Source organism: Streptomyces sp. NPDC088707, assembly GCF_044752725.1.
In the GTDB taxonomy this organism is placed as follows: Bacteria; Actinomycetota; Actinomycetes; order Streptomycetales; family Streptomycetaceae; genus Streptomyces.
In genome coordinates, this window is the sequence record NZ_JBIVLV010000001.1 from 570,086 (window position 1) to 584,644 (window position 14,559).

Below are 14,559 nucleotides of genomic sequence, written 5' to 3' on the forward strand. Positions count from 1 at the left end.
TCGACGAGGAGGCCGAGTTGAGCGACGCGTGGGTGGCCGGACGACCGAAGCAGGCGACGGCCGGGACGGTCCGCGGCGGCGGGGAGACGGGGACGGCGCGAAGCGACGGGGAGACGGGGACGGACGGCGGCGGCAGGGAAGCGGGGAAGGCGCGGTCGTCCTCCTCGTCGGCCTCGGCACCCCGCACCGCCGCCGGGCCGGTGGCGCCCGACCTCCTTCCCGTCGAGGCCCCCGGCTCCGGGCAGGTCCGGCCGCTGGTCGCCGCTTCATGGCGCCGTTCCGCACGCGCGCGCGTGAGCCCGGACGGAGCGGCCCGGGTGGAACTGGACGAGGACGAGCTCGCCGACCTCCGGGACGGCCATCCGCTGGCGGCGGCGATGCCGGTGATCCGCGAGCTGATGGGGGCGTACGCGACGGACGGGGAGCACCTCCTCGCGGTGTGCGACGCCGCCGGCCGGATGCTGTGGGTCGAGGGCCACCCGGCCACGCTGCGCAAGGCCCGGGGGATGAACTTCGTGGCCGGGGCCCGCTGGTCGGAGGCGGCGGCCGGGACGAACGCGCCCGGCACGGCCCTCGCGGTCGACCGCCCGGTCCAGGTGGTCGCCGCCGAGCACTTCCGGCACCCGGTCCGGGCGTGGACCTGCGCCGCCGCCCCCGTGCACGACCCGCACAGCGGGCGGGTGCTCGGCGCGGTCGACATCACGGGCGGGAGGCGGCTCGCGCATCCGCACAGTCTCGGCTTCGTCCAGGCGGTGGCGCGGGCGGCGGAGTCGCAGCTCGCGCTGATCGGGCCTGCTCCGCCGGCGGACAGGGCGCGCCTCGCGGCGCTCGGCCGCGACGAGGCGTCGCTGTCGCTCGGCGGTCGGCGGGTCCGGCTGAGCCGCCGGCACAGCGAGATCCTGGTCCTGCTCGCGCACCGCCCGGAAGGGGTCGGCGGCGACGAGCTCCTCACGCTCCTCTACGAGGACGAGTCCGTCACGCCGGTGACACTGCGGGCGGAGCTGTCGCGGCTCCGGACGCTGCTGGGTCCGGACGTGCTGCGCTCGCGCCCGTACCGGCTGGCAGGTGGGGTGGAGGCGGACTTCGCGGCGGTGGACCGGCGGCTCGCCTCGGGGGCCGTCGCGGCGGCGGCCGGCGAGTACGCGGGCCCGCTGCTTCCGGCCTCGCTAGCCCCCGGGGTCGTACGGCTGCGGGAGCGGCTCGCGGGCCGGCTGCGGGCGGCGCTGGTGGACCGGGGCGATCCCGGGCTGCTCGCGGACTGGGCGTACAGCAGCTGGGGCGAGGACGACGTGGTGGTCTGGCGGGCGTTGTGCGCGGCGGTTCCGGCGGCTCGGCTCCCGCCCGTACGCGCGCGTCTCGACTCCCTGGAGGCGGAACTGTCCGCCGGTGCAACGGTCCTGCAACGTCCGGGTCCGCACACTCGCCGGTGAGCGCCGGCCAGGGACGGTCGGCGCGTCCCAGGGAGGCCATGCCATGACCCGTTACGCCGCACCCGGCACCGAGGGCGCGCTCATGTCGTACGAGGCCCGCTACGACCACTGGATCGGAGGCGCGTACGTCGCTCCGGCGCTCGGCCGCTACTTCGAGAACCCCAGCCCGGTCGACGGCCGCCCCTTCACGGACGTCGCGCGCGGCACCGCCGAGGACGTGGAGCGCGCCCTCGACGCGGCGCACGCGGCGGCCCCGGCGTGGGGGCGGACGGCGCCGGCCGAGCGCGCGGCCGTCCTGCTGCGCATCGCGGACCGGATGGAGAGCGGTCTGGAGGCGCTCGCGGTCGCGGAGAGCTGGGACAACGGCAAACCGGTGCGGGAGACGCTGGCCGCCGACATCCCGCTCGCCATCGACCACTTCCGCTACTTCGCGGGGGCGCTGCGGGCCCAGGAGGGCGCGCTGAGCGAGATCGACGACGACACCGTCGCGTACCACTTCCACGAGCCGCTGGGGGTGGTCGCACAGATCATCCCGTGGAACTTCCCGATCCTGATGGCGGTATGGAAGCTGGCGCCGGCGCTCGCCGCGGGCAACGCGGTGATCCTCAAGCCGGCCGAACAGACCCCCGCCTCGATCCACTTCTGGCTCAGCCTTGTCGCGGACCTGCTGCCGCCGGGCGTCCTCAACGTCGTCAACGGCTTCGGCGAGGAGGCCGGGAAGCCGCTCGCGTCCTCGCCGCGCGTCGCCAAGATCGCCTTCACCGGCGAGACCTCGACCGGCCGGCTGATCATGGGGTACGCCGCCGAGAACCTGAAGCCGGTGACACTGGAACTCGGCGGCAAGTCGCCGAACATCTTCTTCGACGACGTGTGGGCGGCGGACGACGACTTCCGCGACAAGGCCCTCGAGGGTTTCACGATGTTCGCCCTCAACCAGGGCGAGGTCTGCACCTGCCCCTCACGCGCGCTCGTCCAGCGGGGCCACTACGGCGAGTTCCTGGAGGCGGCCGTCGCCCGCACGGAGAAGATCGTCCCGGGCCACCCCCTGGACACCGACACGATGATCGGCGCGCAGGCGTCGGCGGAGCAGCTGCGGAAGATCGTCGCCTACCTGGAGATCGGCCAGAAGGAAGGCGCGCGGATCCTGACGGGCGGCCAGGTCGTCGAGCACGGAGGCGACCTCGCGGGCGGCTACTACGTCCAGCCGACGATCTTCGAGGGCGACAACCGCATGCGGGTCTTCCAGGAGGAGATCTTCGGCCCGGTGGTGGCGGTGACGTCCTTCACGGACTTCGACGACGCGATCAGCACGGCGAACGACACCCTGTACGGCCTGGGCGCCGGAGTCTGGACCCGCGACACGAACACGGCCTACCGCGCGGGCCGCGCCATCCAGGCTGGCCGCGTCTGGACGAACTGCTACCACGCGTACCCGGCCCATGCCGCCTTCGGCGGCTACAAGCAGTCGGGCATCGGCCGCGAGACCCACCGGATGATGCTGGACCACTACCAGCAGACGAAGAACCTGCTGGTGAGCTACTCGCCGAAGAGGCTGGGATTCTTCTAGGGGCAGGAAAGAAGGCGCCTGACCTGGGGTTCTCCCCGGGTCAGGCGCCTCTCGGCGGCGCGTGTACGGTCGGCCGGCGGAGCCACGCGCCTGCGCCGCCCGCTCGGGCCGCCGGCGTCACGGTTCGAGGTCGACGACTCCCTTGCCGCCCAGGATGTCCAGGGGCACGGAGACCTGGTCGTGCGTGATCAGCCATTCGCCGTCGATCTTCCGGAAACAGAAGGTGACCCGGACCCACATGCCGCCCACCGCCGTCCCGTCGCGCAGCGTGCCGCTGAGGCGACCGAAGCCGTGGATGAACGCCACGTCTTCGCCCACCGTGGGCGTCAGGTCGCGCACCTCGTACGTCACCTCCTGGAAGAGCGTGAACACGTTCGCCCAGTTCTTCAGTTTGGCGTCGAGCCCCACGTGCTGGAGCGGCGGATCGATGTCGAAGGACACGACGTCCGTCGAGTAGAGCCGCCGCAGCCCCTCGAGGTCCCTGGACTTGATCGCGTCGATGATCCCGTCGACGCGGCGGCGGATCGCGGCCTCGTCCGTCTCACGCTGTGTGGGCGTGGCCGCACCGCCCTCCGTGCTGCAGGCGACGACGTGGTCCAGCAGCGTGTCCAGGGCGCTGACGCGGCCGGCGGCCGGCGTGAGTGTCGCGCGGTCTTCGAAGTCGGTGTGCAGGGACAGTGACACCTGTGGGGTCACGGCCCCCATCTGGAGGAGCTCGCACAGGGTCCGCAGCTGCCGGGCCGCACGGGTGCCGCCATCGGCGCCGTAGGAGACGAACCCGACGGCCTTGTGGATCCACTCCGCGTACAGGTAGTCGATCGCGTTCTTGAGCACGCCGGGTATGGAGGCGTTGTACTCGGGGGTGACCATGACGAATCCGTCGAAGCGGGCGACGGTGTCCGCCCATGCCCGGGTGTGCCCGTGCTGGTACCGCCCGGCGAGCGCGGGCAGCGGCTCGTCGAGGTGCGGCAGGGGGTGGTCGAGCAGGTCGATCACCTCGAACGCGGCGTCGCCGCGGCGAGCCGCCCGCTCGTGGACCCAGCGGGCGACCTGGTCGCCCTTGCGGCCGGGGCGGGTGCTGCCGATGAGAATGCCGATCCTGGTCATCGCTGTCTCCTCAGGTGTTCCACCCGGGTTCTCCGGGTCGATGGCGTCTCCACCTGATACGACGAGACGGCACCGCGGAACGTCAGGGAGAGCCGCGGACCTGACAATCGGACGGGTTGTCTCGTCGAACCGGTGAGTCACGATCCGAGATCAGGGAGCCACCGGAACCATGACCTACCACCACACGACGTCAGGACACGACGAGGCCGGCGCGGGTCTGGACGCGATCATCGGCGAGCGGCGGCGGTTGATCGCTCTCGCCTACCGGCTCCTCGGTTCCCTGGCCGAGGCCGAGGACGCGGTCCAGGAGACCTACACCCGCTGGTACGCCATGTCCCGGCCGCAGCAGGACGCCATCGAGTCCCACGGCGCCTGGCTGACGACGGTCGCCACCCGGGTGTGCCTTGACCTCCTCGGCTCGGCACGGGTACGGCGCGAGCGCTACGTGGGCGAATGGATCCCCGAGCCGCTGCCCGAGCGGACCGACTGGATCAGCGGGCGCCAGGGCACCGCCGCGAACGACCCGGCGGACCCGGCCGACCGGGTCACCCTCGACGAGTCGGTGAGCATGGCCTTTCTCGTCGTCCTCGAATCCATGACCCCGGCCCAGCGCGTCGCGCTCGTCCTGCACGACGTCTTCGGCTACCCGTTCGGCGAGATCGCCGGGATCACCGGCCGCACCCCGGCGGCCTGCCGCGAACTGGCCTCCGCCGCCCGGCGCCGCGTCCGCGCCTCCCTGCCCCCTGAGACCGCTCCGACCGCCCACCAGGCACGCCTCGTCAGGGACTTCAAGCGGGCGTGGGACGCCCAGGACATCGACGCCCTGATGAGTCTCCTCGCGCCCGGCGCCACGTTCACGGCGGACGGCGGCGGCGTGGTCGCCGCCGCGCTCCACCCGATCGAGGGCCGCGAGGGGATCGCGCGCTACCTCACCGATCTCACCGGCCGGGCGTCAGGCGGCCTGGCGGTCCTGGAGCGCACGGTCAACGGCCGGGCGGGGCTGGTGATCGAGCACGAAGGCGTCACCGTGGCGGTGTACGCGTTCGACATCGCGGACGACCGGATCGCGCGCATCTGGGCGGTACGCAACCCCGACAAACTCCGCCCCTGGAGTCGGTGACTCCGAAGCCCGCTCAGATCGTGGTGTTGTCGTTCTCGGACGTCGGGGGGGGTGACCTGGAGGGCGTCCTGGTGTTCGACGATCTTGTCGTCGGCGTCGGAGCGGAAGGTGTCGATGTCGGCGTGTGCCTCCCGTCCGCCGACGGACGCTGGGGGGACGGCGGCCGGGACCCGCACCCGGAGTAGTCGCGACCTGTGACGTGGGGTCAGTCCTGGGCCTGGCTCCTGCCCCGGGCGGCCCCCCGGTCCCGCGCCGAGGCCACGTGTCCGGCAGCTGCCACCACGGCCTCGATGAGCGGTTCCGTGCGGTTCTCCCTCAGCCAGGCGAGGCCCGCCGTTGACGGAGGCAGGTCCGTGACCTCGACGTAGCGGACGCCGGGGCGCGGGAAGAGGTCGCGCGCGGCGGCCGGCAGGAAACACATGCCCTTGCCCTGGGCCACGAGGTGCAGGAGGCCCTCCAGGTCCGAGGCGACGGGTCCGTAGCGGACCGGGGTGCCGTCGGGTCGCGGGTCGGCGGCCCAGAAGTCCCACCAGAGCCGTGGCACCTGCGGCGGGACGTCGATCACCGGGTGGTGGGCCAGCTCGGCGAGGGTGATCCGGTCCCGGTGGACGAGCGGATCGCTCGCCGAGAGACAGGCCAACCGCGGCTCCGTGGCCAGGTGTTGCACCTCGACGCCGGGCGGGACCGGTGGACGGAGGAAGGCAACATCGATGTCATGGCGGAACAGGGCGTCGAAGTGGTCGGCGAAGTGGAGGCTGCGCACGTCGACCTGGACCAGCGGGTGCCGTTCGTGGAGCAGACGCAGCACGGCGTGCGTATAGGGCATCGCCGCTTCCGCGCCGATGGTGCCGACGACGAGCCGTCCGGAGAGCCTGCGCGCCTGGGTCGAAGCGCTGCGGCTCAGCCGGTCCATGGCCGCCACCACGCCGCGCGCGTCAGCCAACAGCACCCGGCCCTGCGGGGTGAGCGTCACGGCCCGGCTCGAACGGTCGAACAGCCGCACCCCGAGGCGTCTTTCCAGGTCTCTGATCTGCTGGCTCAGCGCCGACTGCGTGATGAACAGCCGGGCGGCGGCGCGCGAGAAGTGGAGTTCCTCCGCGAGGGCGACGAACAGCCGGAGTTGATGGGCGCTCGGCGTCCGCGGGTCGGGGCCCGTCGGCGCGGCGCCTTCAGCGGCCGTTCCGCCAGTAACCATGATGAATCCCTTATCGATCGTCTTTCATGTCGCATGGCCACAAGCGATGACATGAACAGAGTGCGAGTGGAAGGCTCGGCTCTCAAGCGACGCCCCGTGACAACTCCTCGGTTCCGCGGGGCCGTCCGACCACTGCTTTCTCGACAACGGGGGCCGAAACATGTCTGTGAGACGAGCGGTGGCGATGCTCGCCGCCCTCCTGGCCGTGCTGTTCAGCGCCGGCGCCGTTCAGGCGTCGTCGCCCCAGGCCGGCACGACCACCCGCGCGGTGTGGAGCGCGCCGCCGACGGCCGAGGCCGCGCCCCTCGCGGCCCAGGCGTCGTGCACCGCCCGCAACGTCAGCCACTACGACGCGTACACGGGGCGCACCTGGACGCGTGACTGGGTGTGCGGCAATCGTGCCGGCGCCCCTCTGTACGGCTGCGCCAGCTTCATCGCCGCCTGCGGGGTGATCGGCTGGATCGACACGTCGACGAGCTGGTTCGTGTGCTGGGGTCGCGGCGCCGCGCACGGCGGCGGCAACAACATCTGGTACTACACCATGGGTGACCGCGTCGCTCCCGGTCGCGACGGCAATCACGGGTGGGGCTTCGTCCCCGCCGTCGACGTGTGGACGTCGACCGATCCCTGGCCCGGCATGACGGAGTGCAACATCCCGTAGGCCGCCGGGAGTCGCCGGCCCGGCCCGCTCCGGTGGAGCCCCTCGCGTCCGGCCAGGGGCTCCGCGCCGCGGTCCCGCCGACCTCGTCCGCCGACCCTTTCCGAGACCCGGGCAGCCCGCTCTCACACCAAGCGAGGACCCCTCACGCCATGCTCCGCATCGCCAGGCACTCCCACACCACCGCTCTCCGTACGCCCCGGCGCCTGCTCGCCGCGACCGCGGCCTTCCTCTCCCTCTCCTTCACGGGCGCGGCGCTCCCGCACTCCGTCGCGGCCGCGACGGAACCGACGGGTGACTCCGTGTCGGTCACGCCCGCGAGCCCCCAGGTGCCCGCGGGGGTCACGGCGGGCGTGGCCGTGTTCGACCGGCAGACCGGGACGTTCACCGAACAGCTCGCCCCGGCCGCCACGTTCCGGTCCGCGTCGGTCGTCAAGCTCCTGATCGCCCTCGACTTCCTGTGGAACCGCAGCCCCGACACCATCCCGGCCGCCGACCGCACGCGGCTGGACGTCATGCTCCGCAGCAGTCAGGACGCCGCCGCCAACCACTACTGGTCGGCCTACGGCGGGCCGGCGATCGTCGAGCGCATGGTCACGCGGCTCGGGCTCGCCGACACCGCTCCCCCACCGGCAGGCTACGAGGGGTACTGGGGCTACACGGCCATGTCGGCCCGCGACACCGTGAAGACCTACCGACACATCCTGGAGTCCGCTCCGGCGCAGGTTCGTGACTTCGTCATGGAGCGTCTGCGCCAGTCGACCCGGTGCGCGTCGGACTCCTTCGACCAGCATTTCGGCATCGCCGCCGCGTTCGACCGCCCGTGGGCCGTGAAGCAGGGCTGGTCGGGGAGGTACGCGAAGGGGAACTGCGGCTCCGTAGGCGCCACTGCGGCTCGTGGCATCGACGCCTCGGCCCTCGCGTCCGCCGGCGCGGGTGACGCGAGCGTCGACCTGAGCCGACCGGCGCTGCACACGACCGGCACCGTCGGGGCCGGTGACCGTTCGATCGTGGCCGTCCTCACTCTGCACCCGGAGGGCACGTCGTACGGAAAGGCGTACACCGACCTCGGCCGGCTGACCCGTTCCCTGAACGTTCCCGGTGGAACGGCGCCGAAGGGGAAGTGGTACGGGACGTGGGGTGAGGACGTCGCCGTCCGGACGCAACCGGTCGTAGGGGACAACGTCGTGACCCGGCTCCCGGCCGGCGTGGAGGTGCTGGTGGGCTGCCAGAAGAAGGGGCAGCTCGTCTCCGTCCCGCCGTACACCAACGACTGGTGGGCGTATCTGCCGCAGTACGGGGGCTACGTCACCAACATCTACATCAGCCATCCGGACAACCAGTTGCCGGACGTACCGCTGTGCACGAGTCAGAAGTGAACCCGGGGATTCCCGGAGAAGGAGTGACGATGTCACGTACCTGGCGTTCCACCCTCGGTGTGGTCGGTGCCCTCCTGTGGGTGCTGGTGTCCGCCTTCGCGGCGGGCCCGGCCCAGGCGGCGGCCTCAGACGGGCCTCGCGAGGGCGGCGGCCACACCATGGTCATGCCCCCGGCACCCCGGGGCGAGGGGCCGTCCTCGCGTGCCGTGGCGGCCGTGTCGCCGACGGTCTCGCCCTGGGCGGACTACGTGCACACGACGTCGGGCAGCCCCGTCACGTGCGCGTCGGGGAATCTCTGCACCGGGGTCTGGGACCCGGTGGTGGGCAAGTACAAGGTCTTCTTCCTCTATCGGTGCCAGCAGTACTCCCTGTCCCACTGGAACGGCGTGGGCCAGGTGGTGAACAACCAGGTCGGCGCCGCCGCGTTCTTCTACGGCCAGAACGGCCAGGTGCTGGACGTCGTCCTGCCGGAGCCCACGCCCTTCACGTACGACTGGACGCCCGTGTGGTCCATCCGGAACTGCTGAGCGGCGTGCGTCGACACCGTCCGGGAACCGGGCGGATCCGCCCGGTGGTCGTGGTCGCCTTCGGTGGCCTCGGTCACCGGGCGGCGGCCTGCGTGCCCACCCGGGACGGACCGGCTCTGGCCGGGAAGCCACCGCGTCGCCGAAGCAATGGCGTGCCCTGCGTCCGGCGATGCTGCCGAAGTACTCCGTCCGGCAAAGGACGCCGGGATGCTCGCCTTTCGCAGTACGGGGGAGCTCGTTCAAGGAACCTCTGCCCAGCCGTTTCGCATGGCGTGGGCTCCGAGCTGCATCCGGGTCCTGACTCCGGCCAGGTCCATGAGGTGACGCAGGCGCCGGTGCAGCGTACGCGGTGACAGACCGAGTTGCGCGGCGGCGGTGAGGTCCGTCAGGCCGGCCAGGAGCAGGGCGAGGATCCTTCGGTCGAGGTCGGTGGGACCCGGCGTACCGACCTCGACGGTGGGATCGGACTCTCCGCCGGTGCCCAGTTCGAGGGGGCGGGCTGTGCGCCACACCGTCTCGAAGAGCGCGTCCAGCGCGTCCAGGAGGCCGCTGCGGTGCAGCAGCACGGCGCCGGGTTCTCCCGCCGCCGTGACCGCGAGCGGGACGAGTCCGAGGTCGGCGTCGGCCAGGACGAGTTTCATCGGAAGTTCGTCGGCGACCCGCAGATGCACGCCCTTCCCCAGGGAATCGATGGCGTCGTCGACGATGCCGGGTTCCGCCAGTACGGCCCGGTCCAGTACCGCGCGGAAGTGCACACCGCGGCCGATGGCCACGGGTTCGGCCGTGTTCTCGTCGGGTGGCAGGGCGACGAACGGCGCGGTGATGAAGGAGCGGACCTGCGTGCGGGCCGCCTGCTGTACCTGGAGGAAGCGATGCCGGATGGCGTCGACGCCTGTGACGACCTCGATCAGGTCGCTGATACTGCTGCCGGTCATCGCGGCCCGGTGTTCCTCGGCGAAGGTCGCCAAGGCGTGCTCGGCCATGCGCAGGCCGTCCCGGCGCTGGCTGATGAGGGCGCCGAGCGCCATGGCCGGCGGCGCGGCGGTGAACCGGCCGTCCGCCGCCGACCGGGTCACGAGTCCCCACGAGAGCAGGCGGGACAGGGCCTTGTCGACGGGTGCGTGCCCGATGTCGAGCTGCTCGGCGAGCTGGGTGGCGAGGGAGCCGGGCCGTCCGAGCAGCGCCCGGTAGACGCACTCGTCATCGGGTTCGAGGCCCAGGACATCCAGCATCGGCGACCGACTCTCTTCCACTTGCCGCAGCGGGGAGAGTATGGGCCATGGCGGCAGACCCTGAATAGTCCCTGCTGGGAGCAGGTGTGAGGGGAAGGGCCCCGGGGAGTCGCCGCCCCGGGGCCCGACGGTGCCGCTCATCGCAGGCCGTACGCCCGGATGATCTCGTTCTTGACGCTGAAGCCGCCGTCCGTCGCGGCGCCGGCGCGGACCGAGACGAAGCCGCCGGACTTCCTGGACGGCTTGAACGAACCCGTCCAGGAGCCGCCGGACCCCTTGGCCAGCGTCACCTTCCGCCAGGTCTTGCCGTCGTCGTACGACACGTCCAGCCTGACCGTGGTGATCTTGCCCGGCACGATGCCGCCGTCCATCGACACCGGCTTGAGCGCGATCCGCTGGGTCTCGTCGGCCTTGACGTCCCCGTGCAGGTCCGTGTCCAGGGTGTAGTCCAGGTTCAGCACCGAGAACCGCTCGAAGAAGTCCGAGTCGACGGTGTCGGACATGTACGTCCACTCGGTGTGGGTGCGCGTCGACAGCCGGAAGACGTCACTGGGACGCTCCGCGTCGAGGACGGCGCGGTAGGGCAGGTTGCCCGCCGGGACCTCCACCCACTGCATGTCCCCGCTGACCGGGTTGTCGTGGATCAGTGTGTCGCCCTGGAAGACCCGCAGGTGTTCCGGCGTCTCGCCCCACGGCAGGTTGCCGCCCAGCCGCATGTTGTCGCTGGCCGAGGCCCACGCCTGGACGTTCCAGGTCATGTGGTTCTGCCAGCGCGAGTTGTAGACGCCGAAGGACTCGCCCTGGGCGGGCCGGGACAGGGGAGCGAACCAGTTGAGACGGGTGGTGCTGCCCTGGGCGTACGTGTTGTCGCCCGACACCATCACCCAGGGCAGGTCGGTGTCGACGCTCTGCGCGTGGAACTCCCGCCACACCTGGCCGGGGGTCACCCATTCGGTGCGGGTGCCGGGGTGCCACTCCAGCTCGGGGAAGTTGAACGACGGGCTGAGGGTGAAGTCGGACCGGTAGCCCTCCGACAGCTTGCCGTCCGTGGCCGAGTAGTAGTGGGCGTCGATCCGGGCGAGGTCCCGCTGGGTCGGCTTGTAGACCAGGGCCCGGTCCGGCACCTGGACGGCGTACTCCCGGGTCAGGTCGTAGACGTAGGGCGTGTACTCGGTCTGCTTCACGGTCAGCTTGAAGACGCCGGCCTTGGCCATCGCGATGAGGCCCTTGCCCGCGTCACGGTGGACGGTGGCGACCGGGATGGCCGACTCGCCCACGTACTCCATCAGGGCACCGGCGCCGTCGTTGACGACGATCAGGGCCTTGGCGCGTGCCGCGACCGCGGCCTCGGTGCGCTCCTGCGGCGAGACCTCGTCGCTGCGCTCGACGACGACGACCTTCCCCTCGGCCTTGACCTTGCCGTACGCGGCCGCCGCGCCGTCGCCCGCGTAGACGGCGTCCCATCGGTCCGTGGCGGTGCTCAGCGCACTGCCCGCCTGCGCCCGGGCCTCGAACCGGAGACGGCCGCCCGACGCGCTCAGGTCGAGCTGCGGCTCGCCCTTGCGCCAGCGGGTGGTCAGGATGAACTCGCCCTGCTTCATCGGCTCCGTCGGCGCGACGTAGACGTCGTCGTACGTCGGCGGCAGCACGTAGGCGCTGCGGTAGTCCATGTACGGGTCGAGGCCCTTGTAGTGGACGTTGAAGTCGACCTTGCGCTGGCGGTCCTCGGTGCGCTGCGGCGCCTCGGTCCGCAGCAGGCGCGCCTTGCTCGCGTCCAGGACCACCTCGGCCCTGCCGTCCTTGAGCACGGTCTCCGGGTCGACCAGCACGGCCATACCGGAGCGGTCGCCCTTCTCGCCGGCCACGTCGAGGTAGCCCGCGACGGTGTAGAGGCCGGGTGCCATGCGCAGGGTCGTCGAGCCGTCGACGTAGACCGACCACGGCCAGGAGTCGCCGGCCAGATTGACGGAGACCTGGCCGGCGGCCGGCTTGCCGTCGCGTCCGACCAGCTTGACGGTCAGGTCGTAGCGCTCTTCCTCCTTGAGCAGCGCCACGGACGTGCGGGTCACCGGCTTCCCGGTGGCCGCGTCGGTGGCCGTCACATAGCCGGCGTGCCGGCCTGCCGAGGCGGCCTTCGGGTCACCGGTCACCGGGACGGCGGCGGTGCCGCCCGCCGGGACGGTCACGCTGGTGGCTCCCAGCGTGAACGGTCCCCCGTCGCCGGTCGGCGCCAGGTTCAGCGTGACGTCAGCGGAACCGGTGTTGGTGTAGGTGAGGTCCTTCGTGACGGCGACCTCGCCCGGCTCGTGCGGCCAGGTGTAGTTGCCGAAGAAGAGCGACCCGGTGCCGCGGACCGTGGTGCGCACGGCGGCGGCCACGTCGAGACGGCCGGTGCCCACCTCGTACGGCGAGTACCCGCTGTCCAGCCCCTTCGCGGTGCTCATCAGGTGTTCCTTGAGCTGCGCGCCGGCCCAGTCCGGGTGCTGCTGGGCCAGAATGGCCGCCGCGCCCACCACGTGCGGGGTGGCCATCGAGGTGCCGCTGATGGTGCGGTAGAGGCCCTGCCCGCCGTCGGTCATCTCCTGCGAGCGGGCCGCGGTGATGTCCACCCCGGGAGCCGCGATGTCCGGCTTCATGCCACCGGAGTACGCCAGCGGGCCGGTGCTGGAGAAGGACGCGAGCCGGTCCTGCTTGTCCGTGGCGGCCACGGTCAGCGCCGCGGCAGCCGCACCCGGGGCGGAGATGCTCTCCGGTCCCGCGTTTCCGGCGGCTATGACGAACAGCGTGCCGTACTGCGCGGAGAGCGCGTCGACCGTCTGCGACATCGGGTCGCTGCCGTCCGTCGGGTAGGAGTCGCCGAGGCTCATGTTGACGACGTCGGCACCGGACTCGGCGGCCCACTGCATGCCGGCCATGACCCAGGAGTCCTGGCCGTAGCCCTCCGCGCCGCCGAGCACCTTGCCGACGTACAGGTCGGCGCCGGGCGCGACGCCCTTGTTGTCGCCACCGGAGGCGGCGCCCGAACCGACGATCGTGCCGGCCACGTGCGTGCCGTGGCCGTTGACGTCGGTGATGCCCTCCCCCGGGACGAAGCTGGCCGTGCCGTCGATGAGGCCGGCGAAGTCGGGGTGGTCGGCGTCGATGCCGGTGTCGAGGACCGCCACCTTGACGCCCTTGCCGGTGTAACCGGCCGCCCACGCCTCGGGGGCGCCGATCAGCGGCACGCTCTCCTTGAGGCTGGCCTTGACGCGACCGTCGAGCCACAGCTTCGCGACTCCCGCGCCCAGCGTGTCGCGGCCCTCGGGCGCGACGGAGGTCCAGAACGTGCGGGCCTGGCGCTTCTCGGTGCTGAGCACCGCGCCGCGGATGCCCTTGAGCTTCCGGGTCAGCTTGCTGCCGCGGGGTGCCGTCGGCTCGGCGACCGCGCGGGACTTCGGCTCGGTGTACGTCGCGATCAGCGGTACCGCGGCCGACTTCGCGTCGTCGTACCCCATCTCGATCAGGTCGGTGACGTTGAACAGCCGCCGGTCCAGCTTGTCCGCGCCCACGAGCGGCGCGGCCTCGTCCGGGAGGACGAACAGGTCGCCCTTGATCTGCTGGATCTTGACGCCGCCGACGGCACTGTCAGGCCGGTCGACCTCGGCGGTCTGCTTGCCGTCGGCCATCGTGGTGACGGTGACGACGTCGCCGGTGACGAGGGTGACCTTGTGGGTCGCCGAGGGCTTGGCGGGGACGCCGGGCTTGGCGGGGACGCCGGGCCTGACCGGAGCCGCCTGCGCGGGTGCCTGCAGAGTGACGAGCCCCGAGGCCAGCAGGGGCACCACAGTGGCCGCCGCGGCCAGCCGCCAGCGGCCGCGCCGGAAGGCAGAGGGATGGGAAGGCGAGTTCATGGCATGGGTCTATCGACCGGTGAACACCGTCGTGAAGGCCTCGCGACGGCAAGTCCTCGCCATGGCAAAGGCTTGTCAGTCGTGAACCGCGCGATTCCGGGCGGAAAGACGTGGCAGGTCGCGGGTACCGACGTGCGGGGGGGACGACGGGGGTCAGATTGCAGGTGTGTCCGACCCGCCGGACGGAAACGCCTCGGCGGGCAGACGACAGGGAGGAGCCTGTCAGGCCATGGCGCGCGAAGAAGCGACAGATGAGTCGCCGCGGCTGGTTCTCGTCGTCGGCGCCGCGGGGTCGGGCAAGTCGACGGCGGGGCGTCTTCTCGCCGAGCGGCTGTGCTGGACGTACCGGGACGCGGACGCGTTCCACTCCGACAGCAACCGCGCCACGATGGCCGCCGGCTATGCCCTCACGGACAGCGACCGGGGGGCGTGGCTCGACGCGATCGGGGAGTGG

The 14,559-nt window shown here is 71.9% G+C and carries 10 protein-coding genes and 1 pseudogene; 7 read left to right on the forward strand and 4 right to left on the reverse strand.

Annotated features, from left to right (window positions below):
* Positions 1-200: 200 nt before the first annotated feature.
* Together ACIP84_RS02670 and ACIP84_RS02675 are read left to right on the forward strand one after the other, a co-directional pair.
* A complete protein-coding gene (locus ACIP84_RS02670) occupies positions 201-1,430 on the forward strand; it encodes a GAF domain-containing protein (RefSeq protein ID WP_401795613.1) in 1,230 nt (409 codons plus the stop codon).
* Positions 1,431-1,473: 43 nt separating this feature from the next.
* The gene (locus ACIP84_RS02675; RefSeq protein ID WP_401793637.1) at positions 1,474-2,997 is read left to right on the forward strand and encodes an aldehyde dehydrogenase family protein; all 1,524 of its coding nucleotides are present in this window, start codon (positions 1,474-1,476) and stop codon (positions 2,995-2,997) included.
* A gap of 117 nt (positions 2,998-3,114) precedes the next feature.
* Here the strand turns inward: ACIP84_RS02675 and ACIP84_RS02680 are convergent, their stop codons facing one another.
* Positions 3,115-4,104 (reverse strand): NAD(P)H-dependent oxidoreductase, encoded by a 990-nt coding sequence (locus ACIP84_RS02680; protein ID WP_401793639.1) that lies wholly within the window; start codon positions 4,102-4,104, stop codon positions 3,115-3,117.
* A gap of 169 nt (positions 4,105-4,273) precedes the next feature.
* Here ACIP84_RS02680 and sigJ point away from each other — a divergent pair, with 169 nt between their 5' ends.
* Positions 4,274-5,224 carry an RNA polymerase sigma factor SigJ gene (sigJ, locus tag ACIP84_RS02685; RefSeq protein WP_401793642.1) on the forward strand — a complete coding sequence of 317 codons (951 nt, stop codon included), beginning with the start codon at positions 4,274-4,276 and terminating at the stop codon, positions 5,222-5,224.
* Positions 5,225-5,429: 205 nt separating this feature from the next.
* Here the strand turns inward: sigJ and ACIP84_RS02690 are convergent, their stop codons facing one another.
* Positions 5,430-6,419, reverse strand: coding sequence for a LysR family transcriptional regulator (locus ACIP84_RS02690; RefSeq protein ID WP_401793645.1), 990 nt, complete (start codon positions 6,417-6,419; stop codon positions 5,430-5,432).
* Positions 6,420-6,579: 160 nt separating this feature from the next.
* On the opposite strand from ACIP84_RS02690, the gene ACIP84_RS02695 reads away from it, so the two are divergent.
* The 3 genes from ACIP84_RS02695 (at position 6,580) to ACIP84_RS02705 (ending at position 8,983) form a co-directional block, all read left to right on the forward strand.
* On the forward strand, positions 6,580-7,080 hold the full coding sequence (locus ACIP84_RS02695; protein ID WP_401793647.1) for a hypothetical protein: 501 nt from the start codon (positions 6,580-6,582) through the stop codon (positions 7,078-7,080).
* Positions 7,081-7,229: 149 nt separating this feature from the next.
* A complete protein-coding gene (locus tag ACIP84_RS02700) occupies positions 7,230-8,456 on the forward strand; it encodes a hypothetical protein (protein WP_401793650.1) in 1,227 nt (408 codons plus the stop codon).
* 29 nt (positions 8,457-8,485) lie between these two features.
* Positions 8,486-8,983, forward strand: coding sequence for a hypothetical protein (locus tag ACIP84_RS02705; RefSeq protein WP_401793653.1), 498 nt, complete (start codon positions 8,486-8,488; stop codon positions 8,981-8,983).
* 239 nt (positions 8,984-9,222) lie between these two features.
* Here the strand turns inward: ACIP84_RS02705 and ACIP84_RS02710 are convergent, their stop codons facing one another.
* Both ACIP84_RS02710 and ACIP84_RS02715 read right to left on the reverse strand, forming a co-directional pair.
* Positions 9,223-10,215 carry a helix-turn-helix domain-containing protein gene (locus ACIP84_RS02710; protein ID WP_355961647.1) on the reverse strand — a complete coding sequence of 331 codons (993 nt, stop codon included), beginning with the start codon at positions 10,213-10,215 and terminating at the stop codon, positions 9,223-9,225.
* A 137-nt stretch (positions 10,216-10,352) separates the two neighbouring features.
* A complete protein-coding gene (locus tag ACIP84_RS02715; RefSeq protein ID WP_401793657.1) occupies positions 10,353-14,105 on the reverse strand; it encodes a S8 family peptidase in 3,753 nt (1,250 codons plus the stop codon).
* A gap of 229 nt (positions 14,106-14,334) precedes the next feature.
* Here ACIP84_RS02715 and ACIP84_RS02720 point away from each other — a divergent pair.
* A pseudogene (locus tag ACIP84_RS02720) lies at positions 14,335-14,490 on the forward strand (shikimate kinase); the annotation flags it as partial.
* Positions 14,491-14,559: the final 69 nt, after the last annotated feature.

Bases quoted from the DNA above. Each gene is read 5' to 3' on its own strand.
- ACIP84_RS02675 (WP_401793637.1), top strand. From the start codon at position 1,474: ATGACCCGTTACGCCGCACCCGGCACCGAGGGCGCGCTCATGTCGTAC.
- ACIP84_RS02680 (WP_401793639.1), bottom strand. From the start codon at position 4,104: ATGACCAGGATCGGCATTCTCATCGGCAGCACCCGCCCCGGCCGCAAG.
- sigJ (WP_401793642.1), top strand. From the start codon at position 4,274: ATGACCTACCACCACACGACGTCAGGACACGACGAGGCCGGCGCGGGT.
- ACIP84_RS02690 (WP_401793645.1), bottom strand. From the start codon at position 6,419: ATGGTTACTGGCGGAACGGCCGCTGAAGGCGCCGCGCCGACGGGCCCC.
- ACIP84_RS02695 (WP_401793647.1), top strand. From the start codon at position 6,580: ATGTCTGTGAGACGAGCGGTGGCGATGCTCGCCGCCCTCCTGGCCGTG.
- ACIP84_RS02700 (WP_401793650.1), top strand. From the start codon at position 7,230: ATGCTCCGCATCGCCAGGCACTCCCACACCACCGCTCTCCGTACGCCC.
- ACIP84_RS02705 (WP_401793653.1), top strand. From the start codon at position 8,486: ATGTCACGTACCTGGCGTTCCACCCTCGGTGTGGTCGGTGCCCTCCTG.
- ACIP84_RS02710 (WP_355961647.1), bottom strand. From the start codon at position 10,215: ATGCTGGATGTCCTGGGCCTCGAACCCGATGACGAGTGCGTCTACCGG.
- ACIP84_RS02715 (WP_401793657.1), bottom strand. From the start codon at position 14,105: ATGAACTCGCCTTCCCATCCCTCTGCCTTCCGGCGCGGCCGCTGGCGG.